The sequence below is a fragment of the Cupriavidus sp. 01L43 genome, from assembly GCF_056399925.1.
This window is the reverse complement of sequence record NZ_JBFTSH010000007.1, coordinates 254,118-277,719: the sequence shown is the minus strand read 5'-3', so window position 1 is coordinate 277,719 and position 23,602 is coordinate 254,118. Positions and strand designations below refer to the sequence as shown.

Genomic DNA, 23,602 nt, shown 5'->3' with positions numbered 1-23,602 from the left:
TCCTCGGCGATGAAGTCATCGAGACATTCTGGAAGCAGCGTGGCTTGCTTCCTATCTTCTCCCTCTATGAATCGCTTCATCCGATCCCCCAATCCGAATGCGTTGACTCAGTCTAGGTCATCAAGACGTTTTCACACAGCCTCGGTCGGATGTGGTCCTCCGCGCCGATGCGCGGGACGCGGCGGGCCAGACGACGAGTTCGGCCAGAAGCCAATAACGGCCTTCCTCAATTCATTAAACTGCGCTGCCCTTCACTCGACAGCGACACATTCAGCACGCGTCAATGAGCGTTGAGCGTCCGGTTCGGAGCAAGACAACCGGCCACTATGGGTCGAGACCAGAAATTCATTGCCCGGGGCGGCCCGACTGCCTTGGGCTGGGCGCCCAGGTAAAACCGGTCCACCAATCAGGCGCACGCAAAAATAGCGCTATAGACACCGTTGCACCTCATCCCTCGGCCTCAAAGCGCGCCGCAATGGCATCGATCATCGCCCGAACCCTTGCGGTATGACGGAGGTCCTGGTGGGTGACTAGCCAGACTTCGTAGGCTGCCGCCCTTGAAAGCTCGGGCCAGATCCTTACCAGCCCATCCCGTTCGCCCATATGCACCGGCACCTCGCCGATACCGATATCGGCACGGATCATCGCTCGCAGCATCAGGCTTGAGTGCACACTGGCGACAATGCGTCCCGCATGGATAGGCTCGCCCACCAGCGTGGGCCTACTGCTGCCCGACAGGAACGGCTGATAGAGCACGAGATCGTGCCCCGTGAATCCCGTCCCACGTTCAGGCTCGCCGTGGCGACTCAGGTAATGCTCCGTTGCATAGAGCCCCACGCGCCAGCGGGCCAGCCGCCGTGCCACCAGGTCGGGGCTTTCCGGTTTCTGGGTACGAATGGCGATGTCCGATTCGCGCCGAGCGAGGTTGAGCACTTGTGTGGAGGTGCTCAATTGCACCCTGACGTCCGGATGTTCGACGTGCAAGCTGGCAATCGCCGGGATCACGAACGCGAGTGCGAGCGAATCTGTCGTGGTCACCCTCACCTCACCCGCCAGCCGATTGTCCACACCTTGTGCCTGCCTGGCCAGTTCATGCGCGGACTGCTCCATCTTCTCCGCTGCTTTCAGGACACTTTCGCCAGCAGATGTCAGGGCGTAGCCATCCGACGCCCGAAAGAACAACGTGGCGCCCAATGCATGCTCAAGCGCGGCAATGCGCCGTCCGACCGTAGCCTGGTCCAGCCCCACTACTTTGGCGGCCTTGCGCAGCGTACGTTCGCGCTGCACGGCGAGGAATACCCGTGTGTCATCCCAGTTCATGCTGTCGGCCTTGTGATGCGTTTTTGCATTGGAGAAGCTGAATATTGCCGCATCGATTCATCGGTGTGCAACTCTATACTGGCTACCAATGTTCGGGCGGCTGTCGTCCGGCGCAAGCGCGATCCACCAGGGACAAACCATGAAAGCCATCACCTTCGCTGAATTCGGCGACGCCGACGTTCTGCAACTCACCGATGTGCCGGATCCGGAGGTCAGGCCCCATGACTTGCTGGTGCGCAATCGTGCTGCCGGTCTGAACCGAGCGGATCTGACGCACAGGCGTGGGGGGTACGGGCGCACGAACTTCGGCGATTCGGACATCATGGGCCTGGAGATTGCCGGCGAGGTGATTGCAATCGGCTCAGAGGTGCAGGGTTTCGCCATTGGGGATCGCGTCATGGGAATCGTGGGCGGCGGCGGATACGCGGAGCTGGCACGCATCGACTATCGCATGGCCATGCACATTCCCGATGGGCTGGACGACGTGCATGCGGGCGCGCTGCCAGAAGTATTCGTCACCGCCTGGGAGGCGCTTGGTCACCTTGGTCGGCTGGCATCAGGCGAGTCGGTGCTGATCCATGCGGCGGCTGGTGGCGTCGGCTCGGCCGCAGTGCAACTGGCGCACGCGGTAGGTGCCCGGGTGCTGGCAACGGCCGACGGCAGCAAGCGCGAAGCCGTAATCGGTTTCGGCGCCGATGTCGCCATTGATTACAAGACCGAAGACTTCGAGGCGGTGGTGAATAAAGTCACCGAGGAGCGCGGCGTCGATGTGATTATCGATTTCGTCGGCGCGCCCTACCTGGCACGCAACATTCGCTCCCTGGGCTTTGGCGGCCGGCTGGTTCAAGTTGGCATCCTTGGCGGCATCCAAGGCGCCGAGCTTCCGCTGGATCGAGTGCTCTACCGACACCTGCAAATCATGGGAACGGTCATGAAATCGCGCCCGCCAGCGGTGAAACATGCCATGACTCGCCGGTTCGCAGATACGTGGCTTCCTCGATTTGCAAGCCACTGCCTGATGCCCGTCATCGACAGCACGTTTCCGTTGAAGAATGCAGCTGATGCGCACCACCGCATGGAATCCAACCAGAATGTGGGGAAGATCATGCTGACGATGGCTTCTGTGACCTTTTGACGCACCGCAAAAACTCCTGCATGCCCCCTTGATCCGTATTAAACTTTCACAAATTACTGAAAGTTCGAAACGTTCATGCAGCTCTCGCCCCTGATCCAGCGCTTTGTCCTTCACTTTGGTGAGATGGGTAGCCGCTGGGGTATTAACCGGACGGTCGGTCAGATTTACGCCCTGCTCTTCACCGCCTCGCGCCCCCTCAATGCCGATGAAATCGCCGAATCGCTCGGTTTCTCGCGCTCCAACGTCAGTATCGGCCTCAAGGAACTGGAATCCTGGAGTCTGGTGAAGCTCTCCCACCAGCCGGGCGACCGCCGCGAGTACTTTTCCGCGCCCGATGACGTCTGGGCGATTTTCCGCACGCTGGCCGAGGAGCGCCGCCGCCGCGAGATCGATCCCACGCTGTCCATGCTGCGCGAAGTGCAGCTCGAGGCGGCCACCTCCCCGGAAGACCGCCACGCCCAGGCGCGCATGAAGGAGATGTACGGCCTGATCCTGCTGGTGACCACGTGGTTTGGCGACATGCAGCGGCTGGACGTCGCCACGCTGGAAAAGCTCATGCGGCTCGGCTCCCGTGTGGCCAAGCTGCTCGACGTCAAGGACCGCTTCGCCAGTGCCATCGGCATGGGCGGCGACAAGAGCGCTGACAAGGGCGCCGACAAGTCCCCCGCCGCCGCCCCCAAGAAAGCCCCCAAGACCCCCGCAAAGTCCTCCCGCCCCCGCAAGGAGTAGCCCGTGTTTGCCAGTCTCGACCCCGTGGTGCTGGCGCGCATCCAGTTTGCCGCCAACATCACGTTCCACATCCTTTTCCCCACGATCAGCATCTCGCTGGGCTGGGTGCTGCTGTTCTTCAAGCTGCGCTACGGCAAGACCGGCGATGAAAGCTGGATGGCCGCCTACCGCGTCTGGGTCAAGATCTTCGCCCTGACTTTCGCGCTCGGCGTGGTCAGCGGCATCACCATGAGTTTCCAGTTCGGCACCAACTGGCCTGGCTATATGGAAACCGTCGGCAACATCGCCGGCCCGCTGCTGGCCTACGAGGTGCTGACCGCCTTCTTCCTGGAGGCCACCTTCCTCGGCATCATGCTGTTCGGCATGCGGCGCGTCAGCAACCGCACCCACACTATCGCCACGCTGCTGGTGGCGGGCGGCACCACGCTGTCGGCGTTCTGGATCCTCGCGCTGAATTCGTGGATGCAGACCCCGGCCGGCTTCGCGATGATCGATGGCCGCGCCCACGTCACGAGCTGGCTCGAAGTCATCTTCAATCCGTCGTTCCCCTACCGCCTGACCCACATGCTGCTGGCGTCCGGGCTGACCGTGGCCTTCCTGCTGGCCGGCGTCTCGGCCTACCGCTGGCTGCGCGGGGACCATGGGCGCGATGTCATCCATGCGATGCGGACCGGCGTGGTGCTCGCGGCGATCCTGATCCCGCTGCAGATCGTGGCGGGCGACCTCCACGGCCTGAATACGCTCCATCACCAGCCGGCCAAGATCGCCGCGATGGAGGGCATCTGGAAGACCGAGAAGGGCGCGCCGGCTGTGCTGTTCGGCATTCCCAACGCCCGCACACAGACCAACGACTTCGAAATCGCCATTCCCAAGCTGGCCTCGCTCTACCTCGCCCATGACCTCGAGGGCGAAATCAAGGGCATCGACGCCTTCCCGGACCGCCATCCCCCCGTGGCCCCGCTGTTCTTCGCCTTCCGCATCATGGTCGGCGTGGGCCTGCTGATGCTGGCCGTGTCGTGGATCGGCGCGTGGCAGTTCCGCCGGCGCGGCGAGCCCGCACCGTGGATGGCCCGCGCGCTGGTGGCCATGACCTTCTCCGGCTGGGTGGCGCTCGTCGCCGGCTGGTACGTGACCGAGATCGGCCGCCAGCCGTACCTGGTCTATGGCGTGCTGACCACGGCGCAGGCCGCCTCCAAGGTGCCCGCCGCGATGATCGCCAGCACGCTGGCGATGTACCTGGCGCTCTATCTGGCGCTGATCGTGGCCTATATCTCGGTGGTGTTCCACCTCGCCCGCAAGGCCGGCGCCCCGCCGGAGGATACCGCCGCGCCCGACGCCTTCCAGACACCGCAACCCGTCCTTCCCGGCCAACCCAGGAGCAAGTCATGAACCCGGCCACCCTTCCCGACCTGACCCAGCCGGCCGGCTGGATGCCGCTGGTCTTCCTGGCCCTGATGGGGCTGGCAATGCTGATCTACGTGATCCTGGACGGCTACGACCTCGGCGTGGGCGTGCTGCTGCGCCGGGCTGACGATGCGGACAAGGACCGCATGATCGCCTCGATCGGCCCGTTCTGGGATGCCAACGAAACCTGGCTGGTGCTCGGCGTGGGCCTGCTGCTGACGGCCTTCCCGCTCGCGCACGGCGCCATCCTGACCCACCTCTACCTGCCCGTGGCGATGATGCTGGCGGGGCTGATCATCCGCGGCGTGGCGTTCGACTTCCGCGTCAAGGCGCGCGATCCGCACAAGCCGTGGTGGAACTTCGCGTTCTACGCGGGCTCGCTGCTGGCCAGCTTCTCGCAGGGGCTGATGCTCGGCCTCTATATCACCGGCTTCCGCTACGACCTGCCGAACCTGCTGTTCGCGGTGGCCGTGGGGCTGTGCCTGGTGGCCGGCTACTGCCTGCTCGGCGCGAGCTGGCTGATCATGAAGACCACCGGCAGCCTGCAACTGCGCGCCATCTACTGGGCGCGGCGCAGCCTGTGGCTGACGGCGCTGGGCGTGGCAGCCATCTCGGTGGTCACGCCGCTGGTCAGCGCGCGGATCTTCGAGAAATGGTTCTCGCTGCCCAACATCATCCTGCTGGCGCCGATTCCGCTGATTACGCTGGGCGTGTTCGTGGGGGTGGAGCGGCTGCTGCGCAAGATGCGCGACCTGCACGCGCGCGGCAACGACCGCTGGTGCTGGGTGCCGTTCGCTGGCACGGCGGTGATCTTCCTGATGGCGTTCAACGGCCTGGCCTACAGCCTGTTCCCCTACCTCGTGGTGGATCAGATCGACATCTGGCAGGCCGCCAGCGCACCGGAATCGCTGGCAGTGATCCTGATCGGCGCGGCGGTGGTGCTGCCCACCATCCTGGGTTACACGGTCTACGCGTACCGTGTATTCTGGGGCAAGGCCACGGACCTGCATTACTACTGATTTACTACTGATCCGTCCCCACTCATTGACCCGTGGCCCCGGGCGCCAGGGAGGCGCCCCAGCGGCATGTCCTCACGCGTCCCCGGCCCCCCCACGGAACCCGCCACCCCTCCGCTGCTGACCCGCCTGCGCAGCCATGCCGGCGCGCAGGTGCGCGCGCTCACACGCAGCAACTCCGGCCTGTCGATCGACTACGACAACCCGCCGGGCGATCCCGGCCTGTTCGGCCCCGATGCAGTCTGCTGGCGCGTGCATGGCGATTTCCCGGCGATGCTGGCCGGCGGCGTCAGCGCGCTGCTGCTCCAGGCGCTGCATCCGCTGGCGCTGGCCGGCGTGTGGGACCACTCCACCTTCCGCACGGACATGCAGGGCCGGCTCGGCCGCACCGCGCAGTTCATCGCCGGCACCACCTACGGCAGCCGTGCGGACGCCATGCGGCTGATCGAGCGCGTGCGCCACATCCACGCCAATATCAGCGGCCTCGCGCCAAACGGCCAGCCCTACGCCGCCGACGACCCCGCGCTGCTGACCTGGGTGCATGTGGCCGAAGTGTCGAGTTTCTTGGCGGGATACCTGCGCTATGTCGGCCCGCTCTCGGCCGCCGATCAGGACCGCTACTACGCCGAGGAAGCCACCGTGGCCGCCCTGCTGGGCGCGCCGGACGTGCCGAGATCCCGCGCCGAGGTACACGCCTACCTGGAAGCCCAGCGTCCCTATTTAGTTAACAGTGAGCGCACGCGTGAAGTGGTGCGACTGGTGATGGCGATGCCGGTGGCCAATCCGATGCTGGTGCCGGCCGTGCGGACCATGGCCGATGCCGGCGTGGCGCTGTTGCCGTCCTGGGCGCGCGAGGCGCTCGGGCTGCACCGGCGCTCGGTGCGCCGGACCCTGGCCGTGCCGGCGATGGGCGCGCTGGCGCCCACCTTGCGCTGGGTGCTCGGCCCCGGGCTGGCAGCCCGCGCCCGGCGGCGCGTGGCGCGCAGCGCGTAACAGGTAAGCCGGGTTATTCCGCCGCGCTGGCCGCGGCCGTAGCGGCAACCGGGCTGCCGCGCAGCGTGGTCTCGCGCAGCCGCATCACCAGGAACGGGGCGATCACGGACACTGCCGCGCTGAACAGGAACAGCGTGCGGAACGCCTGCTCGGCCGCCACGCGCACCGCCGCGGCGTCGCCATCGTTGGCCGCGCCCATCGCGCGCCGGAACATGCTCATCAGCACATCCTCGCCGCCGCTCAGGTCGCTCACGGCCATCCCGCTATGACGCAGCAGGGCGATCAGCACCGTGGTCAGCACGGCCACGCCCACCGCCCCGCCCAGCAGCCGCGAGAAAGCCGTCAGCGCCGTGGCGATGCCCACCTGCTGCGGCGGCACCGAATTCTGCGTGGCAACCAGCCCGCTCGGCAGTTGCAGGCCGATGGAGAGCCCGAGCACGATCATCACCAGCGCGGACGCCATCACGGCCTGCGGCGGCATGAACGCCAGCGCCACGATGGCCAGCGGCGCGATGATCGAGCCGGCCAGCTGCATCGGCTTGTAACGGCCGCTCCACGACATCAGCCGCCCGGAGATATAGGCGCCGAACGGAATCGCCAGCGTCAGCGGCACCAGCCGCAGCGCGGCGGTGTCGGCATGGGCGCCGCCCACCACCTGGAAGCGCAGCGGCAGCAGCACCGACATCGCAATCAGCTGGAAGAAGCACAGGAACAGCGTGGTGCAGCAGATGGCCACCGTGGGCACGCGCAGCATCGACAGCGGAATCACCGGGTCGACGGCGCGCCGCTCCTGCCAGACGAACAGCACCATGCCGACAACGCCGGCCACCAGCAGGCCGAGGGTCTGGAATTCCAGCGGCGAGTGGCCCTGCCCCAGACGGGTCAGGAACACCAGCACGCCCGAGAGCCCGCCGCCGAACAGCAGCGCGCCGAGGTAGTCGATGCGGTGCCGGCGCCCGCCCACGGGCAGGTGGCGCAGCGCGCGGCGCACCACCACCAGCGCCAGCAGGGACAGCGGGATGTTGATCCAGAAGATCCAGCGCCAGGACAGGAAATGCGCCAGGTAGCCGCCGATGACCGGCCCGGCCATGCTCGCCACGGCCCAGACCCCGCTCACATAGCCCTGATAGCGGCCACGCTCGCGCAGCGGCACCACATCGGCGATGGTCGCCTGCGAGACCGAGATCAGCCCGCCGCCACCCAGGCCCTGGAGGATGCGGGCGAGGATCAGCATCGGCATGGTCGTGGCCATGGCGCAGAAAATCGACGCCAGCAGGAACAGGACGATCGAGAACGAGAGGACGGAGCGGCGCCCGAGCACGTCGGACAGCTTGCCGTAGATCGGCGTCACCACGGTGGAGGCAACGAGATACGCCGAGATCACCCAGGCCATATCCTCGAAGCCGTTGAGCTGCAGCGCGATGTCCGGCAGCACCACGGCCACGATCGACTGTTCCAGCGCGCCGAGCAGGATGGCCAGCATCAGGCCGAACAGCACCTGCATGACGGGCACGTCTGGCGGCGAGGCGTCAGGTGACCGGAGGGACGGCTGGGGGGATGACTGCTGGGGAGGCGGCACGGAAGGGGCGGACATGGAAGGCCTGCGTGGCAGACGGCGGCGCGACCGGCCGTGTCTGCTCTTGTCTGGTCAAGGAGAGCCGGTATTGTAGGCGCATGCCGCCGGCCCTGCTTGCCGAAGTGCCGCCCGGCTTACAGGCGGCTTTCAGGCGACGCTGGCGCCGCCTGAAAGTGGGGACGGTCGATCAGAACGTTTCCCAGTCGCCAGCCTCGACCGTGGCAGGCGCGGGCGCGGCTGCGGGACGGCGGCGGGCCGGCGTGGACAGCACGGGCTCCTTGCGCTGGGGCGTCACTGCCGGACGCGGCTTGGCGGGCGTGGCCGGCTGGCGCGCGGCCAGCACCGACGGCTGCGGCTTGCGCGCCACCGGCGGACGCACCGCCGCCGGCACGGCCGGGGCGCGAGCGCTGCGGGGTGCGGGGGCTGGGGCCGGGGCAGGCGATGCCTTGGCCGGCAGCGCAGGCGCTGCCGGACGGCTGATGGCCCGCACACGGGCGGGGGCTGGCGCAGCCAGGGCCGGGAGCTTGGCCGGGAGCTTGGCCGGGGCGGCCATGCGCGGCGCGGCCGTCATCACGGCCTGGGGCGCGCGTGCCTCGGGGGCGCGCACGCCGCTCAGGTCGAAGCGCGCCACCTCGGACACCAGCCCGCCGGCCTGCTGCATCAGGCTCTCGGCCGCCGCGCTGGCCTGCTCCACCAGCGCTGCGTTCTGCTGCGTCACCGATTCCATCTGGGTAATCGCCAGGCTGACCTGCTCGATGCCGGCGGTCTGCTCCTCGCTGGCCGCGCTGATCTCGCCCATGATGTCGGTCACGCGGCGCACGGCGCCGACGATGTCGTCCATGGTCTTGCCGGCCACTTCCACCTGCTTGGCGCCGTCCTGCACCTGGCGCACCGAGCTGTTGATCAGTTCGCCGATCTCCTTGGCTGCCGACGACGAACGCTGCGCCAGGCTGCGCACCTCGGCCGCCACCACGCTGAAGCCCCGGCCCTGCTCGCCGGCGCGGGCCGCTTCCACAGCCGCGTTCAGCGCAAGGATGTTGGTCTGGAAGGCGATGCCCTCGATCACGCTGATGATCTCGGCCACGCGTGCGGAGGATTTCGAGATGCCATCCATGGTGTCGACCACGCTGCGCACCACCCGGCCGCCTTCCGTGGCCACATCCGAGGCGTTGACCGCCAGCTGGTTGGCCTGGCGGGCGTTCTCGGCGTTCTGGCGCACCGTGGAGGTCAATTCCTCCATCGAGGCGGCGGTCTCCTCGAGCGAGGCCGCCTGCTGCTCGGTCCGCTGGGAGAGATCGGTATTGCCACTGGAAATCTCGCGCGCTGCCGTGTCGATCGAGCCGGCGGCCTGCTGGATGCCGCGTACCAGCACGCCAAGCTGGCCGAAGGCGCGTTCCATCGCGCCAAGCATGCGGCCCATCTCATCCTGGGTGCGCACGGCGATGGCGTGGCCCAGGCGGCCCTGGGCGAGCGCCTCGGCGGCGTCCAGCGCCTGGCCGGCCGGGCGCGTCACCGAGCGGGTGATGGCCAGGCCCAGCAGCGCGGCGATCGCGGCGGCGGCGGCCGCCAGGCCGATCAGCAGGTTGCGGGCAAAGACATAGTGGTCGGAAGCCTCGGCCACGGCGTCGATGGCCATCTTCCGGCCAGACGCGGCGGCTTCGTCGAGTTTGTCGAAATAGGCGCCCTGCGCCGCCGGCAGCGTCACGATCAGGCCGGCGCGGGCGCTATTGAAGTCGCCACCGCGCAGTTGCTGCATGACGAGGTCGAGCTGGCCGTTGTAGGTGGTCCGGGTCTGGTTGAGCTGCTCGAACATGGCCTTGGACTCGGCCCGGCCACTGGCCTCGATGATCTTGGCCAGGGTTTCCAGGCTGGCGCGCATCTCGTCGCGCAGCTTGTTCACCTTGTCGATGTTCTGGGCGGCCAGCGCCGGATCCTCGGTCAGCGTGGCGTCGCGCACCAGCACACCGATCTGCAGCGCCCCTTCCTTCACGTGGTTCAGGTCGATGACGCGCAGCAGGCGCTGCTCCACCGCCTGGTGCATCGCATCGTTCATCCCGCGCAGCGCCGTCACGCCCACGGCCGCTACGGCCGCCAGCAGCAACACCACCGCACAGAATGCCAGGGACAGTCGTGCCCCGATACCCATGTTTCGCAAGCCCATCTCAGCGTACCTTTCTCTCTTTTTCGATGTTGGATGTACGTCTAGCGTCCACCGGAATCCGGGTGTCGCCATCAGCGCTATCGGGCAGGCCGGTGCGCTTCTTGAGCGGAAAATCGAAATAGGGGGAAAAGTGCCGGCAGTTCGTCAAATTGCCGCGTCAACGACTGGCGTCTAATCTGTTCCGGGCACTCCGGCCCGGCCGACCACGGCCACTGCGGCGACAGACCGCGACGAAACGACGAGGGCAAAAAAAAGAAGCCCACGCGCGGGGTGCTCGTAGGCTTTCAGGACTGCTGTGAAAGACCGGGGGTAAACCGGTCCGAACCCCGGAATATAAACCTGCTTACATGAGGTGTAAATGAGGCTTCTATCAGGGAATGCCCTGATGGCGGCTGTAACGAATTGAGCACTTTCGCGTTCCATGTCGTGCCATGCCGCACATTCGGGCATATCGGCAGTTATCGGCAGCGTCCCGGAAAGCTTTAGCGCGAGCGGATTGCGGCGCAAACGTTGCTTTTCTGTCTGGCCGCGACAACGAAGGTGCTACTTCAATCACACCGACTGCATCAATAAAATAAATAGAGCTTTACCTCTAGGCATTGTTCGCGGGCCAACTTTGTCAACACTTGTAAAACTTTGTTACCCTCCCGGCTGAAGTATTCCCCTTCTCTCCTCGCAAGGCCGGCCGAATTGCTCGGCCGGATGGCGCCATTCAACCGTTCGGTGTGCGCGCCCGTTAACGTGATGAAGGTGAGCCCCTGCCCCGGCTCCGAGAGCGAATGTTTCATATCTCGCCGGGATCAGGGCGCGCCATCCGTCACTTTTAGTGCGACCTCGATCCATGCGCCTGGTCCTCGGACCGTTGACCGCCGCCAGAACCCTCGCGGGCTCTTCCGGAGAAGTTGTGAAGCAGGAAAAAAAGGTTCCCCGTCCCAGCCGAAAGTTGCAGCATCTGCACTTTGCGGCCCACAGCGCCAGCCGCAATACCGTCATCGTGCACCTCTCGAATGGCACGCGGCTGACCGGGATCGTGCTGGCCTCGGACAACTACATGATTCTGCTGGGCAAAACGGGCGAGGATCCCATGCCCACGGTGGTCTACAAGCGCGCCATTACCGTGGTGACGCCGGCGCACGCGCCGGAAGCCGACGCAGCGGTGCTGGACGCCGAGGCGTCGCCGGATTTTGTGCGTCTATATATACCGCGCACCCGCAAGCGCCGCTGACGCCGCCAGGCCGGCCCGCGCCGGCGGCGCCCCGCCCATTCCCCGGGCCGGCCGCCATCCGCAATAACGCCGGGGGTTCCGGGCAGCGCCCGCAAACTCTCGCAAAGATCACTCTAAAGTCTCCTACCGCCCTGTCGATAACCCTTGCAACGGAGGCACTCTACGCCCTGCAACGCAGGCAGCCAACGTTACGGCACCCGCCGGAATGCCTAAAACATTGCATATAGGAGTCGTACCATGGCGCAAGTCATCAACACCAACATTCTGTCGCTGCAAACGCAGAGCAACCTGAACACGTCGCAATCGTCGCTGAACACCGCGATCCAGCGCCTGTCGTCGGGCCTGCGCATCAACAGCGCCAAGGACGATGCTGCTGGTCAAGCCATCGCCAACCGCTTCACCGCCAACATCAAGGGCCTGACGCAAGCTTCGCGTAACGCCAACGACGGTATCTCGATCGCGCAAACGACCGAAGGCGCCCTGAGCGAAGTCAACAACAACCTGCAACGTATCCGTGAACTGTCGGTGGAAGCCGCCAACGGTACGAACTCGGGTTCGGACCTGAAGTCGATCCAGGACGAAATCAAGCAACGTCTGTCGGAAATCGACCGCGTGTCGGCTCAGACCCAGTTCAACGGTGTCAAGGTTCTGGCCAAGGACCAGAACATGTCGATCCAGGTTGGCGCCAACGACAGCGAAACCATCTCGATCGCCCTGAAGGAAATCACCTCGAAGACCCTGGGCGTCGCTGGTTTCAGCGTTGCCGGCCCGCAAGGTGCCACGGCTTCGATCGGTTCCGCCGCCGCTCAAACGGCTCTGGGTTCCGCTACCCCGGTGACGGCTGCTTCGGCAACCGGCATCGCCGCCGCTGACATCCAGCGCGCTCTGGGCCTGAACACCTCGGCAGCCATCAACTCGCAATCCGTCGTGACGGATTCGAAGGGCAACTGGTTCGTGCAAGTGAGCATGACCGGCCTGACCGCCGCCGACGACGCCGCTCTGTCCTCGAAGGGCCTGGCTGGCAACGGTACGGCTACCTCGACGACGATGTACATCGCCGTCAAGCCGAGCGACGCTTCGGTGTCGGGTTCCACCGCCGGCTTCACGATCAAGGGCGCTTCGCTGCAAGCTTCGGACTTCCAACAAGCTGCCACGGTTGACCCGCTGAAGACGCTGGACTCCGCACTGGCTTCGGTTGACAGCCTGCGTTCGAGCCTGGGTGCTGTGCAAAACCGCTTCGAGTCGACGATCAACAACCTGAGCACGACGGTGAACAACCTGTCGGCTTCGCGTTCGCGCATCGAAGACGCTGACTACGCAACGGAAGTGTCGAACATGACCCGCGCGCAGATCCTGCAACAAGCTGGTACCTCGGTGCTGTCGCAAGCAAACCAGACCACGCAAAACGTGCTGTCGCTGCTGCGTTAATCGCCGCGCCGCAAGAAGGCCGGGCCGCAAGGCCCGGCTTTTTTGCCGGAATGTTTTGCAGGCAGCCCACTGCCTGCAAAGCGTTTCAACCGAGCAGAACCCCTCGCCTCACCGGACGGAGCAAACCATGGCAACTCCCAATCCCGTTTCCACTCCGGCGGCCCGCATTCCCGCCGACACCGTGGCCATCGCGCCGGCTTCCGCCGCCCCGACCGCCACGGTAAAAGCCGTTCGCCCGTCGCGTGAAGCCGACCGCGCGGACACCCGGCCCGCCGCCGATGCGCCTGAAAACACCGCCACCGCGGTGCAGGAGCTGGTGGACGTGCTGAAGACCACCTCCATTGGCCTGCGCTTCGCCATCGACGACCAGACGCACCGCGTCATCACCACGGTTTTCGACAAGGAGACGGGCGAGATCATCCGGCAAATGCCGAATGAAGACGTTGTGCGCCTGGCGCGCGCGATCGACAAGCTCCAGGGCCTGTTCGTGAGCCACGCCGTCTGACCTCTGCAATCACCCAGTTGAAGACAAATAACAATAGGTAGAACAGTCATGGCAATCTCTTCCATCGGTATCGGTTCCAACCTCGAGCTGCAAACGCTGCTCGACAAGCTCCAGGCAGCGGAAGAACTTCCGCTCACGCAGATCAACAACCAGGCCAAGAGCTACCAGGCCAAGCTGTCCGGCTACGGCACCATCAAGAGCGTGCTGGATGCCTATTCGGCCGCCGCCAAGACGCTGAACACCGCCGCCACGTGGAGCGCCGTCAAGGCCGCCGTGGGCTCGGATAGCGTGCTCAGCGCCGCCACCGACGCTACCGCCGTGGCAGGCAGCTACAACATCAACGTGTCCTCGCTGGCCGCGGCGCAATCGCTGGTCTCGAAGTCGGTGGCCGACAAGACCGCTGCCATCGGCGGCGGCACCATCACGGTGGACTTCGGCGCCGACCTCGCCACGGGCGGCACGCCCACCAGCACCAAGACGGTGACGATCGGCTCCGATACCTCGCTGGAAGGCATCCGCGACTCGATCAACAAGGCCAATATCGGCGTCACCGCCAGTATCATCAACGACGGCAGCGGCACGCCCTACCATATCGTGCTGACGTCCAACAAGACCGGCACCCAGTCCGGCATGCGTATCAGCGCCAGCGACAGCGCCGTGAGCGACATCGTGGCCTATGACCCGGCCGTGGCCACGCAGCCGAACGGCATGTCCGAGAAGGTGGCCGCTGCCAACGCCACGCTGAAGATCAACGGTATCGACGTCACCAGCCAGAGCAACACCGTGCAGGGCGCGGCCCAGGGCGTGACCCTGACGCTGAAGTCCACCGGCACCACGACCATGAACGTGACGCGCGACGACGCGTCGATCAAGGCCAGCGTGCAAGGCTTTGTCACCGCGTACAACAACATCCTGTCGGCCGTCGGCTCGCTGACCACGTTCGACACCGATGCCGGCACGGCTGGCGCACTGAACGGCGACGGCACGCTGCGCAATATCGCCACGCGCCTGCGCTCGATGCTGACCACCCCGATGTCCGACGGCAACGGCGGCTCGGTCACGCTGTCCGATCTCGGCATCGAGTTCAACGTGACCACCGGCAACGCTGGCAAGCTGGAAATCGACGACGACAAGCTGAACAAGGCGCTCTCGGACAACTTCCAGGACCTGACCAAGTTCTTCTCGGGTGTGGATGGTTCGGCCGGCATGGGCAAGACCATCACCGACTATGTCGACTCGCTGAACGGCACCTCCGGCGCACTGACGGCAGCCACCGACGGCATCACCGCCACGCTGAAGGACCTGGAAGACAAGTACACGGCGACGCAGGACCGCGTCACGTCGACGATGGACCGTTACCGCGCGCAGTTCACGCAGCTGGACCTGCTGGTGTCGAAGCTGAACCAGACCAGCAGCTACCTGACGCAGCAGTTCGCGGCCATGAACGGCACAAGCAGCAAGTAAGTCACCGGAGTTCACCATGTTCGCGCGCCAAGCCATCAATGCCTATGCCCAGGTCGGTGTACAGACCGGGGTCATGAGCGCCAGCCCGCACAAGCTGATCGCGATGCTGTACGACGGCGCCCGCTCGGCCATCGCCCGTGCCAGGTTCCACCTGGACAACGGCGAGCTGGAGGCGCGCGGCAATGCCATCTCCAAGGCTATCAACATCATCGACAACGGGCTGCGCGCGGTGCTGGACCACGAGGCGGGCGGGGAAATCTCCGCCAACCTCGAATCGCTGTACGAATACATGACCCGTCGCCTGATGCTGGCCAACCTGCGCGGCGACGCTACCCTGCTGTCGGAAGTGGATGCCCTGCTCGAGAATCTTGCCTCGGCCTGGACCGCCATCGACCCGGCAGCGCCCACTGACGCCGAGCCCGCTGCACCGACCGCCATCACGCAGCCGGCCCTGCAGGAATCCTGAGATGTTCGATATGTCCCCCATCGTCAGAAGCTACGAAGAGCTGCTGGTGCTCTCGGAGCAGATGCTCGAAGCCGCGCGCGCGTCCAACTGGGATGCGCTCAACGATCTCCAGCAGGTCTACATGGCCGAAGTGGATCGCCTGCGCCTGCTCGACCACACCAAGCCGTTCTCCGACAACGAACGCCTGCGCCGCTTCCAGTTGCTGGAGCGCATCCTGGCCTACGACGCCCGGATCCGCGACCTGACCATGCCGCGCCTGGCCCAGTTGGGCGAACTGCTGAACAGCTCGCGCCGCAAGCTCGAGTTGTCCGCCGCCTACGGCGCCGCCGCCTGAATCCACTGCCCTTCCGTGCTTGCGGAAGGGATCGACCGACGCGTATCACGTCCATCGCCATCCGCTGACACGCGCCCATGACTGGCATCCAAATCCCGGCGGCCCTGGTGCCCCACGCTGCACCGGACACGCAACTCTCGCGCCCGGCGCTGGCCATCGACAAGCTCGCGGCGCTGATGCCGGTGCACGACGTCTCGCAGGGCGACGTGCAGTCGTCCACGGGCGAGACCGTCCAGGCCCGGCCGCCCAGCGCGGTCGGCCCCGGCGCCATGGACGCGCGCGGCAACGCGCTGACCACCTCCACGCGCGAGACCCTGAGCTTCGCGGCGCGCGCCATCCTCGACCTGTTCGAATCGGGCGATGCGCAGCCGCTGCAGACGCGCGCCCCGCTGCTGGCCACCGCGCCCGGCGCGGGCAACGCGTCGGCCGCCACGCTGTCCGCCGCGCTCGCCACGCTGGTCGACCAGAGCGGCCTGTTCTACGAATCGCATGTGGCGCAATGGGTAGTGGGCCAGCGCCCGCTGTCGGCCCTGCTGCAGGAGCCGCAGGCCGGCCTGCGCCAGCCCGCCCCGCCGGCCCAGACGGCCCCGCCCGCCGCGACGCCACCGCAGCAGCCCGCGCCCGGCGCCGGTGCGCCGGTGGCGCTGCTGCCCTATGGCGGCCCGCCCGCCGCGCCCGCGCAGGCCCCGAGCGCCGCGATCCTGGCAGAACTGACGCGCCCGACCATCTTTCCGCTGACTACCGGCGTACCGGCGCAGCCAGCGCGCGGCCATGGCGCCGACGCAGGGAGCCAGGCCGGCCAACCGGGCCAGCCCGCCGGCGCCACGCCCGGCCAGGCCACGCCCTCGACACCGGCCGCCGAACAGCGCCGTGCCGCGCACGCCAATGCGGCGGCGCATGCTTACCAGATCACGGCCGAGGTGTCGCACGAAGGCCACCATATCGCCCAGGCCCAGCGCGCGGCGATCATCGCCAGCTGGAATGCGCCCGACCAGCCCGCCGCCGCGCCGCAGCCAGACGTCGGCCCGCCAGTCCACCCGGCCAGCGAAGGCGTGGTGCGCCACCAGCTCGAGTTGCTCGCCACGCAGCAGTTCCGCTGGACCGTGGAAGCCTGGCCCGGCATGCCGATGGACTGGGAAGTCACGCGCGAGCAGCAAGGTGAGCACTCGCCCACATCGGCAGATGCCGCGACCTGGAGCACCCGGCTGCGGCTGGATCTGCCCCGGCTCGGGCATGTCGATGCCGTGCTGACTCTCGGCGCGCACGGTCTGGAAGCGCGACTGGTGGCCGACGACCGCGCCACCGCTGGCCGTCTGGCCGAAGCAGGCGCTGACTTCCGCGGCCAACTCGAAGCCCACGGCATCTCCCTGCTGAACCTCAACGTCAGCGCGGCCACCGAGGTGGAAGCGCGTCTGGACGCCATTCCCGCAGCCCAGTCATGAGCGAGAACGATCCGAACCGCGGCGCCGCCGTCGCGCTCTCCTACCAGTCCGCCGACAAGGCCCCGCGCGTGGTGGCCAAGGGCTACGGCCTGTCCGCCGAAGCCATCATCGCCCGTGCCCGCGAGGCTGGCGTCTACGTGCACGGCTCCCCGGCGCTGGTCAACCTGCTGATGCAGGTGGACCTCGACAGCCAGATTCCCCCGCAGCTCTATGTAGCCGTGGCCGAGTTGCTGGTCTGGCTGCACCGGATGGAGCAGCCGGATGCGGCGGCATCCCTTCCGGCCCTCACCTGACCCCCGCCTGCCCCTCATCTGACCCGGCCCCCGAGGCGCCGAAAACGGCACCCCCGCTGAAATAGCGCCAATTTCGGCCCGTGTTCCGGCCGATGGCGCGGAACGTCCCTTGTTACTGTGCATGCATCGATCAGCCCGTCTGCTGTCCGGGCTGACACCGCGCCTTTGCAAAGCACAACGCCATGACCAAGAACGTTTCGAGTCCCGCGCAGCGGACGATCCAGCAGGCCTGGACTGCCTACAACGCCAGCAAGTATGCGGAAGCGCTGAAGCTCGCCCGCGCCGCCAAGCGCAGCGCCGGCACGCTCCCCGAACCGTATTACATCGAATCGCTGTGCCTGTCCGGCATGAACCATAGCGAGGAAGCCAAGCGGCTGGCGGAAGCCGGCATGAAACGCTTCCCGAACCATCCGGGCTTCCTGGGCCTGGTCGGCGCGCTCGACGTGGCACTGGAAAACTACGCCGCCGGCATTCCGCTGCTCCAGCGCAGCCTGGAACTCCAGCCTGGCTCGGCCCATCTGTGGCAGGTGCTCGGCACGGCCATGTTCTATACCGGCGACTATTACGGCGCCCGCCTGGCCGGCGAGAAAGCCGCCGCGCTGCTGCCGAACGACCCGGTGGCGGTGGGCAACTACGCCTCGGCGCTGCGCGAATCGGGCAGCACCATCGAAGCCATTCCGGTGTTCCGCCGCGCCTGTGCGCTGGACCCGCTGCAGCGCGTGAACCGCTCCAACCTGCTGTTCTCGCTGCTCTACGACGAAACCATCGGCGCCGAGGAACTGCGCCGTGAGGCCACCGACTGGGCCCGCACGCTGGCCCGCACGCCCGTCGAAGCCCCGGCGCTGCAGGCCAGCCAGGGCGAGCGGATCCGCATCGGCATCCTGTCGAACGACTTGCGCCGCCATGCCTGCGCCTACTTCCTGATCCCGCTGATCGCCAACCTGGACCGCACGCGCTTCGAGGTGCACCTGTTCTCGCTGTCGAACGTCAACGACAACATCACCAGGAAGATCCGCGTCTACGCGGAAGGCTTCCACGACCTCTACAGGATGTCCGAGGCCGAGGTAGTCAAGGCCGTGCGCGCGCAGCGCTGCGACGTGATGATCGACCTGGGCGGCTACACGGGCGCCTCGCCGCTGACCTACATGGTCCACCGCCTGGCCCCGAAGCAGCTGACGTGGCTGGGCTACCCCGGCACCACCGGCATGGAGCAGATCGAGTACCGCGTGACCGACTGGACCGCCGATCCGGAGGGCTTCGACCACAACTACACGGAGACACTGCTCCGTGCGCCGGTGTTCAGCGCCTACCACCCGATCGTCACCAACCCGCTGAAGATCTACGACCCGCAATTCCGCGTGCAGCCGACCCCGGCGCTGAACAACGGCTACATCACATTCGGCTCGTGCAACACCATCGCCAAGCTGGGTCCCAAGACCATGCGGCTGTGGAGCGCCGTGCTGGCACGCTGCCCGAACGCCCGCATGCTGGTGGAAGCCACCGGCTGCGACCGCGACAACGTGCGCGAGATGCTCTACGAGCGCATGGTCGCCCATGGCATCGACACCAGCCGTGTGGAGCTGATCAACCGTGACGGCGCCGCGCAGTACGTGACCTACAACCGCATCGACATCGCGCTGGACACCGCGCCCGTCACCGGCGGCACCACCACCTGCGACGCCATCTGGATGGGCGTGCCCGTGGTGACCTTCTCCGGCGACACCTTCCACCAGCGCGTGTCGGCCCCGTTCCTGCACGCCGCCGGCCTGGACGACCTGATCTGCGAGACCGAGGCCCAGTACGTCGACGTGGCCTGCGCGCTGGCTTCGGACGTGCAGCAGCTCAACGAGATCCGCATGTCGATCCGTCCGCGTGCCGAGCAGAGCGAGATGTTCGACGCGCAGCGCTTCGCCGCCTGGTTCGAGGACCAGTTGACCGAGATCTGCAGCGAGACCAAGCCGATTCCCGCCCGCACCGAACCGCGCCGCTCCGGCCTGTTCTTCGCCGGCGCGTGGTATCCCGCCGAGGACCTCGTGATGTCGGTGGCCGCTCACATCCACCTGAAGGAATGGGTGCCGCTGCTCAACGTGCTGGAGAACCTGACGTCCACCTGGTACCGCAACTGGGTGGTGGCCTACGGCCTGGCCGAATTCAAGTACCACAACGGCGAGGCTGACGCGGCCATCGACCTGCTGGTGGAAGCGATCGGCATGCGCCCATACGCGCTGCCGCTGTACCGCAAGCTGGCGCTCTGGCTCGACGAACTCGGCCTGGACAAGTCCGCGCTCGCCCAGTTGCTGGACGAGCAGTTCGGCCTGGCACTGGAAGTGCTGGAAGCCTCCCCGCCGCCTACCGTGTTCGAGGTGATCGGCATCGAGGTGGCTACGCTGGCCGCCCCCGAAGCCGCCGCCGAGGAGGTGGCAGCATGAAGGCCGTCATCCTGGCCGGGGGCCTGGGCACCCGCATCTCCGAGGAATCGCACCTGCGGCCGAAGCCGATGATCGAGATCGGCGGCAAGCCCATCCTCTGGCACATCATGAAGATGTACTCGGCGCACGGCGTGAACGAGTTCGTGATCTGCCTGGGCTACAAGGGCTACGTCATCAAGGAGTACTTCGCCAACTACTTCCTGCACATGTCCGACGTCACGTTCGACATGCGCGAGAACCGCATGGCCGTGCACCACCGCAAGGCCGAGCCGTGGAGCGTGACGCTGGTCGATACCGGCGAGGACTCGATGACCGGCGGCCGCCTGCGCCGCGTGCGCGAGTACCTAACGCCCGGAGAGCCGTTCTGCTTCACCTACGGCGACGGCGTGTCCGACATCGACATCACGGCCGAGATCGCGTTCCACCGCGAGCACGGCCGCCGTGCCACCGTGGCCGCCGTGCAGCCGCCGGGCCGCTACGGCGCACTCGAGCGCGACAACGACAAGGTGTGCGGCTTCACCGAGAAGCCGCGTGGCGATGGCGCGTGGATCAACGGCGGGTTCTTCATCCTGCACCCGGAAGTGCTCGACCTGATTCCGGACGACACCACGAGCTGGGAAGAAGCGCCGATGCGCCAGCTCGCCCGCTCCGGCCAGATGGCCGCGTTCGAACATACCGGTTTCTGGCAGCCGATGGACACGCTGCGCGAGAAGAACCTGCTGGAAGACCTCTGGCAATCCGGCAAGGCGCCCTGGAAGCGCTGGTAATGGTGTCGACTGCTTCCCCGTCGGCGGCGCTTTCCGCCTTCGCAGGCCGGCGCGTCTTCGTGACCGGGCACACCGGGTTCAAGGGCGCCTGGCTGGCGCTGCTGCTCGCGCGGCTGGATGCGCGCGTCAGCGGCTACGCCCTCGCGCCCAACACCACGCCGAGCCTGTTCGACGCCGCGCGCGTGGCGCCGGCGCTCGCGCAGCATACGGTGGGCGATGTCCGCGATGCCGCCGCGCTCACGCGCGCGCTGCACGCGGCCGAACCCGAGATCGTGCTGCACCTGGCAGCGCAGCCGCTCGTGCGCGCGAGCTACCGCGACCCGGCCGAGACGTGGTCCACCAACGTCATGGGCACGGTCAACCTGCTCGACGCGGTGCGCACCTGCCCGTCCGTGCGCGCGGTCATCATCGTCACCACCGACAAGTGCTACGACAACAAGGAATGGCTATGGGGCTACCGCGAGACCGATCCGCTCGGCGGCCATGACCCCTATAGCGCGAGCAAGGCCGGCACCGAACTCGTGGCCGCCAGCTATCGCAAGTCGTTCCTGGCCGAGCGTGGCGTGCTGCTCGCCACCGCGCGCGCCGGCAATGTGATCGGCGGCGGCGACTGGTCCGAAGACCGCCTGATTCCCGACGCCGCGCGCGCTGCCGCCCGTAGCGCCACGCTTGAGATCCGCAGCCCACAGGCGACGCGGCCGTGGCAGCACGTGCTGGAAGCGCTGCACGGCTACCTGCTGCTGGGCGCCCGGCTGCTGGCCGGCGACGCCGCGCTGGCCACCGCCTTCAACTTTGGCCCGGAAGCGCGCGACAACCTCCCGGTAGCGCGCGTGCTGGGCGGATTGCAGCAACACTGGCCGGAACTCCAGTGGGCGCATTGCCCGCCGCCGGGCGCTGCGCCGCACGAGGCCCGCAACCTGTACCTCGATTCCTCCCAGGCGCACACGCTGCTGGGCTGGCAATCGCGCTGGACGCTGGAGGAGGCGCTGGCCGCCACCGCACGCTGGTATCGCACGGTCCAGCACGAGCCGGGCCAGGCCCGCGCCATCACCGAACAACAGATCGAGCAATTCTGCGCATGACCACTGCTGCCACCGCTCCTACCCCTTGCTGCCGCGCCTGCGGCGCACCGCTGACGCAAACCGTCGTGGACCTCGGCCTGTCGCCGGTCTCCAATGCCTTCATCCGGCCGGAGCACATCGCACAGGGCGAGATGTTCTATCCGCTGCACGCCATGGTGTGCCACAAGTGCTGGCTCGTGCAGCTGCGCGACGCCACACCGGCGGAAACCCATTTCCACGACGACTACGTCTACTTCTCGTCGTTCTCCACCTCGTGGCTCGAACACGCCCGCCGCTACGTGACGGCGGTGACCGAGCGCTTCGACCTGACACCGGCGAGCAGCGTGATGGAGCTCGCCAGCAACGACGGCTACCTGCTCCAGTACTTCCACCAGAACGGCGTGCCGTGCCTGGGCATCGAGCCTTCCGCCAATACCGGCGAAGCCGCGCGCGCCAAGGGCATCGACAGCCGCGAGCTGTTCTTCGGCGAGCGCACCGCGCGCGCGCTGCGCGTGGAAGGCTGGGAGGTGGACCTGCTGCTCGGCAACAACGTGCTGGCCCACGTGCCGGACATCAACGACTTCGTGGGCGGCATGCCGATCGTGCTGAAGCCGGAAGGCGTGATCACGCTCGAGTTCCCGCACCTGCTGCGCCTGCTCGAACAGAACCAGTTCGACACGCTGTACCACGAGCACTATTCCTACCTGTCGCTGACGGCGCTGGTGCCGATCCTCGCTCGCGCCGGGCTGCGCGTGTTCGACATCGAGCACCTGGCCACGCACGGCGGCAGCCTGCGCCTGTTTGCCTGCCACCAGGCCTCGCGCCGCGCCACCACGCCGGCCGTGCAAGCCTGCCTGGATGAGGAAGTCGCCGGCGGCCTGACTTCGCCGGACCGCTACGCCCGCTTTACCGAGCGCGTGCGCCAGGCCAAGCGCGACCTGCTGGCCTTCCTGATCGAGGCGCGCCGCGCCGGCAAGCGCGTGGCCGCCTACGGCGCCGCCGCCAAGGGCAACACGCTGCTGAACTACTGCGGCATCGACGCCGACCTGATCGAGTACGTGGTGGACCGCAACCCGGCCAAGCAGAACAAGCTGCTGCCCGGCACGCGCATTCCGGTGCGCTCGCCCGATTCCATCTACGCCAGCCGGCCCGACTACCTGGTGATCCTGCCGTGGAACATCAAGGACGAGGTGATCGAGCAGATGGCCGGCATCCGCGCCTGGGGCGGCCGCTTCGTGGTGCCCATTCCCGATACCGTGGTCCTGCCGTGATCTTCACCCCGACCCGCATCGCCGGCGCCTGGCTGGTGGACCCCGAACCGCTGCCCGACGCGCGAGGCTTTTTCGCGCGCACGGTCTGCGTGGCGGCGTTCGCCGAGCACGGCCTCGACGCGCACTTCCTGCAGCAGAGCGTCTCGCGCAACACGCGCGCCGGCATCCTGCGCGGCATGCACTTCCAGACCGGGGCGCATGCCGAGGACAAGCTCGTGCGCGTGACCACCGGTGCGGTGTACGACGTGATCCTCGATTTGCGCCGCGCGTCCACCACCTACCTGCAATGGCAGGCAGTGGAGCTGTCGGCGGACAACCAACGGGCGATCTACATCCCGAAGGGCGTCGCACACGGGTTCCAGACCCGCACGGCGCTCTCCGAGGTGTTCTACCAGATGACGGTGCCGTTCGCGCCCGGCAGCAGTGCCGGCGTACGCTGGGACGACCCCGCCATCGGCATTGACTGGCCAGACTGCGCGGACCGCATGGTCTCCGCGAAGGACCTGGCGCTTCCCCTGCTCGCCGGGCTTGGCGAGCATTGACAACCCCTTTTATTCGATCCTGACAATCCAAGCGGAGCCAC

At 66.8% G+C, this 23,602-nt stretch carries 22 protein-coding genes; 18 read left to right on the top strand and 4 right to left on the bottom strand.

All coding sequences use genetic code 11. The annotated features are described in order from the left end of the window. Positions 1-447: 447 nt before the first annotated feature. On the bottom strand, positions 448-1,320 hold the full coding sequence (locus tag AC1DP9_RS14965) for a LysR family transcriptional regulator (protein ID WP_092295408.1): 873 nt from the start codon (positions 1,318-1,320) through the stop codon (positions 448-450). Positions 1,321-1,459: 139 nt separating this feature from the next. On the opposite strand from AC1DP9_RS14965, the gene AC1DP9_RS14960 reads away from it, so the two are divergent. From AC1DP9_RS14960 to AC1DP9_RS14940, 5 genes are all read left to right on the top strand, one after another. Continuing rightward, positions 1,460-2,455 (top strand): NAD(P)H-quinone oxidoreductase, encoded by a 996-nt coding sequence (locus AC1DP9_RS14960; RefSeq protein WP_477107785.1) that lies wholly within the window; start codon positions 1,460-1,462, stop codon positions 2,453-2,455. A 75-nt stretch (positions 2,456-2,530) separates the two neighbouring features. After that, on the top strand, positions 2,531-3,184 hold the full coding sequence (locus tag AC1DP9_RS14955; RefSeq protein WP_477107784.1) for a GbsR/MarR family transcriptional regulator: 654 nt from the start codon (positions 2,531-2,533) through the stop codon (positions 3,182-3,184). Between the two features lie 3 nt (positions 3,185-3,187). Further along, positions 3,188-4,573 (top strand): cytochrome ubiquinol oxidase subunit I, encoded by a 1,386-nt coding sequence (locus AC1DP9_RS14950; protein ID WP_477107783.1) that lies wholly within the window; start codon positions 3,188-3,190, stop codon positions 4,571-4,573. Then, positions 4,570-5,607: a cytochrome d ubiquinol oxidase subunit II gene (locus AC1DP9_RS14945; RefSeq protein ID WP_092295417.1), complete on the top strand. Its 1,038-nt coding sequence runs from the start codon at positions 4,570-4,572 to the stop codon at positions 5,605-5,607. The genes AC1DP9_RS14950 and AC1DP9_RS14945 overlap by 4 nt, the downstream gene beginning before the upstream one ends. Before the next feature lie 66 nt (positions 5,608-5,673). Further along, positions 5,674-6,597 (top strand): oxygenase MpaB family protein, encoded by a 924-nt coding sequence (locus AC1DP9_RS14940; protein WP_441592379.1) that lies wholly within the window; start codon positions 5,674-5,676, stop codon positions 6,595-6,597. 13 nt (positions 6,598-6,610) lie between these two features. Here the strand turns inward: AC1DP9_RS14940 and AC1DP9_RS14935 are convergent, their stop codons facing one another. From AC1DP9_RS14935 to AC1DP9_RS14925, 3 genes are all read right to left on the bottom strand, one after another. After that, positions 6,611-8,191, bottom strand: coding sequence for an MDR family MFS transporter (locus AC1DP9_RS14935; RefSeq protein WP_369823442.1), 1,581 nt, complete (start codon positions 8,189-8,191; stop codon positions 6,611-6,613). A 169-nt stretch (positions 8,192-8,360) separates the two neighbouring features. Then, entirely contained in the window at positions 8,361-10,319 is a 1,959-nt protein-coding gene (locus AC1DP9_RS14930) for a methyl-accepting chemotaxis protein (RefSeq protein ID WP_477107782.1), read from the bottom strand. 581 nt (positions 10,320-10,900) lie between these two features. Continuing rightward, positions 10,901-11,122, bottom strand: coding sequence for a hypothetical protein (locus AC1DP9_RS14925; protein WP_092295428.1), 222 nt, complete (start codon positions 11,120-11,122; stop codon positions 10,901-10,903). Positions 11,123-11,238: 116 nt separating this feature from the next. On the opposite strand from AC1DP9_RS14925, the gene AC1DP9_RS14920 reads away from it, so the two are divergent. The 13 genes from AC1DP9_RS14920 to rfbC all read left to right on the top strand — a co-directional run bounded on the left by AC1DP9_RS14920 (position 11,239) and on the right by rfbC (position 23,561). Then, positions 11,239-11,559: an RNA chaperone Hfq gene (locus AC1DP9_RS14920; RefSeq protein WP_092295431.1), complete on the top strand. Its 321-nt coding sequence runs from the start codon at positions 11,239-11,241 to the stop codon at positions 11,557-11,559. Between the two features lie 237 nt (positions 11,560-11,796). Next, entirely contained in the window at positions 11,797-12,987 is a 1,191-nt protein-coding gene (locus AC1DP9_RS14915; protein ID WP_092295434.1) for a FliC/FljB family flagellin, read from the top strand. 127 nt (positions 12,988-13,114) lie between these two features. Then, a complete protein-coding gene (locus AC1DP9_RS14910; protein ID WP_477107781.1) occupies positions 13,115-13,492 on the top strand; it encodes a flagellar protein FlaG in 378 nt (125 codons plus the stop codon). 48 nt (positions 13,493-13,540) lie between these two features. Further along, positions 13,541-14,956 carry a flagellar filament capping protein FliD gene (fliD, locus tag AC1DP9_RS14905; RefSeq protein ID WP_092295440.1) on the top strand — a complete coding sequence of 472 codons (1,416 nt, stop codon included), beginning with the start codon at positions 13,541-13,543 and terminating at the stop codon, positions 14,954-14,956. Between the two features lie 16 nt (positions 14,957-14,972). After that, positions 14,973-15,422, top strand: coding sequence for a flagellar export chaperone FliS (fliS, locus tag AC1DP9_RS14900; RefSeq protein ID WP_092295443.1), 450 nt, complete (start codon positions 14,973-14,975; stop codon positions 15,420-15,422). Between the two features lies 1 nt (position 15,423). Next, entirely contained in the window at positions 15,424-15,756 is a 333-nt protein-coding gene (locus AC1DP9_RS14895) for a flagellar protein FliT (RefSeq protein WP_092295446.1), read from the top strand. A 77-nt stretch (positions 15,757-15,833) separates the two neighbouring features. Next, on the top strand, positions 15,834-17,198 hold the full coding sequence (gene fliK / locus AC1DP9_RS14890; RefSeq protein ID WP_477107780.1) for a flagellar hook-length control protein FliK: 1,365 nt from the start codon (positions 15,834-15,836) through the stop codon (positions 17,196-17,198). Continuing rightward, entirely contained in the window at positions 17,195-17,491 is a 297-nt protein-coding gene (locus AC1DP9_RS14885; RefSeq protein ID WP_092295452.1) for an EscU/YscU/HrcU family type III secretion system export apparatus switch protein, read from the top strand. Before fliK ends, AC1DP9_RS14885 begins: the two co-directional genes overlap by 4 nt. Positions 17,492-17,673: 182 nt before the next feature. Beyond that, on the top strand, positions 17,674-19,920 hold the full coding sequence (locus AC1DP9_RS14880) for an O-linked N-acetylglucosamine transferase, SPINDLY family protein (RefSeq protein ID WP_477107779.1): 2,247 nt from the start codon (positions 17,674-17,676) through the stop codon (positions 19,918-19,920). Next, positions 19,917-20,687, top strand: coding sequence for a glucose-1-phosphate cytidylyltransferase (rfbF, locus tag AC1DP9_RS14875; protein WP_092295458.1), 771 nt, complete (start codon positions 19,917-19,919; stop codon positions 20,685-20,687). The genes AC1DP9_RS14880 and rfbF overlap by 4 nt, the downstream gene beginning before the upstream one ends. Beyond that, the gene (rfbG, locus tag AC1DP9_RS14870; protein ID WP_477107778.1) at positions 20,687-21,769 is read left to right on the top strand and encodes a CDP-glucose 4,6-dehydratase; all 1,083 of its coding nucleotides are present in this window, start codon (positions 20,687-20,689) and stop codon (positions 21,767-21,769) included. Before rfbF ends, rfbG begins: the two co-directional genes overlap by 1 nt. Next, positions 21,766-23,019 carry a methyltransferase domain-containing protein gene (locus tag AC1DP9_RS14865; protein WP_477107777.1) on the top strand — a complete coding sequence of 418 codons (1,254 nt, stop codon included), beginning with the start codon at positions 21,766-21,768 and terminating at the stop codon, positions 23,017-23,019. The genes rfbG and AC1DP9_RS14865 overlap by 4 nt, the downstream gene beginning before the upstream one ends. Beyond that, the gene (rfbC, locus tag AC1DP9_RS14860; RefSeq protein ID WP_477107776.1) at positions 23,016-23,561 is read left to right on the top strand and encodes a dTDP-4-dehydrorhamnose 3,5-epimerase; all 546 of its coding nucleotides are present in this window, start codon (positions 23,016-23,018) and stop codon (positions 23,559-23,561) included. Before AC1DP9_RS14865 ends, rfbC begins: the two co-directional genes overlap by 4 nt. Positions 23,562-23,602 lie beyond the last annotated feature (41 nt).

Excerpts from the sequence above, each read along its gene's own strand:
- AC1DP9_RS14910 (WP_477107781.1), top strand. The coding sequence starts at position 13,115 with ATGGCAACTCCCAATCCCGTTTCCACTCCGGCGGCCCGCATTCCCGCC.
- AC1DP9_RS14945 (WP_092295417.1), top strand. The coding sequence starts at position 4,570 with ATGAACCCGGCCACCCTTCCCGACCTGACCCAGCCGGCCGGCTGGATG.
- AC1DP9_RS14960 (WP_477107785.1), top strand. The coding sequence starts at position 1,460 with ATGAAAGCCATCACCTTCGCTGAATTCGGCGACGCCGACGTTCTGCAA.
- AC1DP9_RS14915 (WP_092295434.1), top strand. The coding sequence starts at position 11,797 with ATGGCGCAAGTCATCAACACCAACATTCTGTCGCTGCAAACGCAGAGC.
- AC1DP9_RS14880 (WP_477107779.1), top strand. The coding sequence starts at position 17,674 with ATGACCAAGAACGTTTCGAGTCCCGCGCAGCGGACGATCCAGCAGGCC.
- AC1DP9_RS14965 (WP_092295408.1), bottom strand. The coding sequence starts at position 1,320 with ATGAACTGGGATGACACACGGGTATTCCTCGCCGTGCAGCGCGAACGT.
- rfbF (WP_092295458.1), top strand. The coding sequence starts at position 19,917 with ATGAAGGCCGTCATCCTGGCCGGGGGCCTGGGCACCCGCATCTCCGAG.
- AC1DP9_RS14885 (WP_092295452.1), top strand. The coding sequence starts at position 17,195 with ATGAGCGAGAACGATCCGAACCGCGGCGCCGCCGTCGCGCTCTCCTAC.
- AC1DP9_RS14895 (WP_092295446.1), top strand. The coding sequence starts at position 15,424 with ATGTTCGATATGTCCCCCATCGTCAGAAGCTACGAAGAGCTGCTGGTG.
- AC1DP9_RS14865 (WP_477107777.1), top strand. The coding sequence starts at position 21,766 with ATGACCACTGCTGCCACCGCTCCTACCCCTTGCTGCCGCGCCTGCGGC.
- AC1DP9_RS14930 (WP_477107782.1), bottom strand. The coding sequence starts at position 10,319 with ATGGGTATCGGGGCACGACTGTCCCTGGCATTCTGTGCGGTGGTGTTG.
- AC1DP9_RS14955 (WP_477107784.1), top strand. The coding sequence starts at position 2,531 with ATGCAGCTCTCGCCCCTGATCCAGCGCTTTGTCCTTCACTTTGGTGAG.
- AC1DP9_RS14935 (WP_369823442.1), bottom strand. The coding sequence starts at position 8,191 with ATGTCCGCCCCTTCCGTGCCGCCTCCCCAGCAGTCATCCCCCCAGCCG.
- fliD (WP_092295440.1), top strand. The coding sequence starts at position 13,541 with ATGGCAATCTCTTCCATCGGTATCGGTTCCAACCTCGAGCTGCAAACG.
- AC1DP9_RS14925 (WP_092295428.1), bottom strand. The coding sequence starts at position 11,122 with ATGAAACATTCGCTCTCGGAGCCGGGGCAGGGGCTCACCTTCATCACG.
- rfbG (WP_477107778.1), top strand. The coding sequence starts at position 20,687 with ATGGTGTCGACTGCTTCCCCGTCGGCGGCGCTTTCCGCCTTCGCAGGC.
- AC1DP9_RS14940 (WP_441592379.1), top strand. The coding sequence starts at position 5,674 with ATGTCCTCACGCGTCCCCGGCCCCCCCACGGAACCCGCCACCCCTCCG.
- fliS (WP_092295443.1), top strand. The coding sequence starts at position 14,973 with ATGTTCGCGCGCCAAGCCATCAATGCCTATGCCCAGGTCGGTGTACAG.
- fliK (WP_477107780.1), top strand. The coding sequence starts at position 15,834 with ATGACTGGCATCCAAATCCCGGCGGCCCTGGTGCCCCACGCTGCACCG.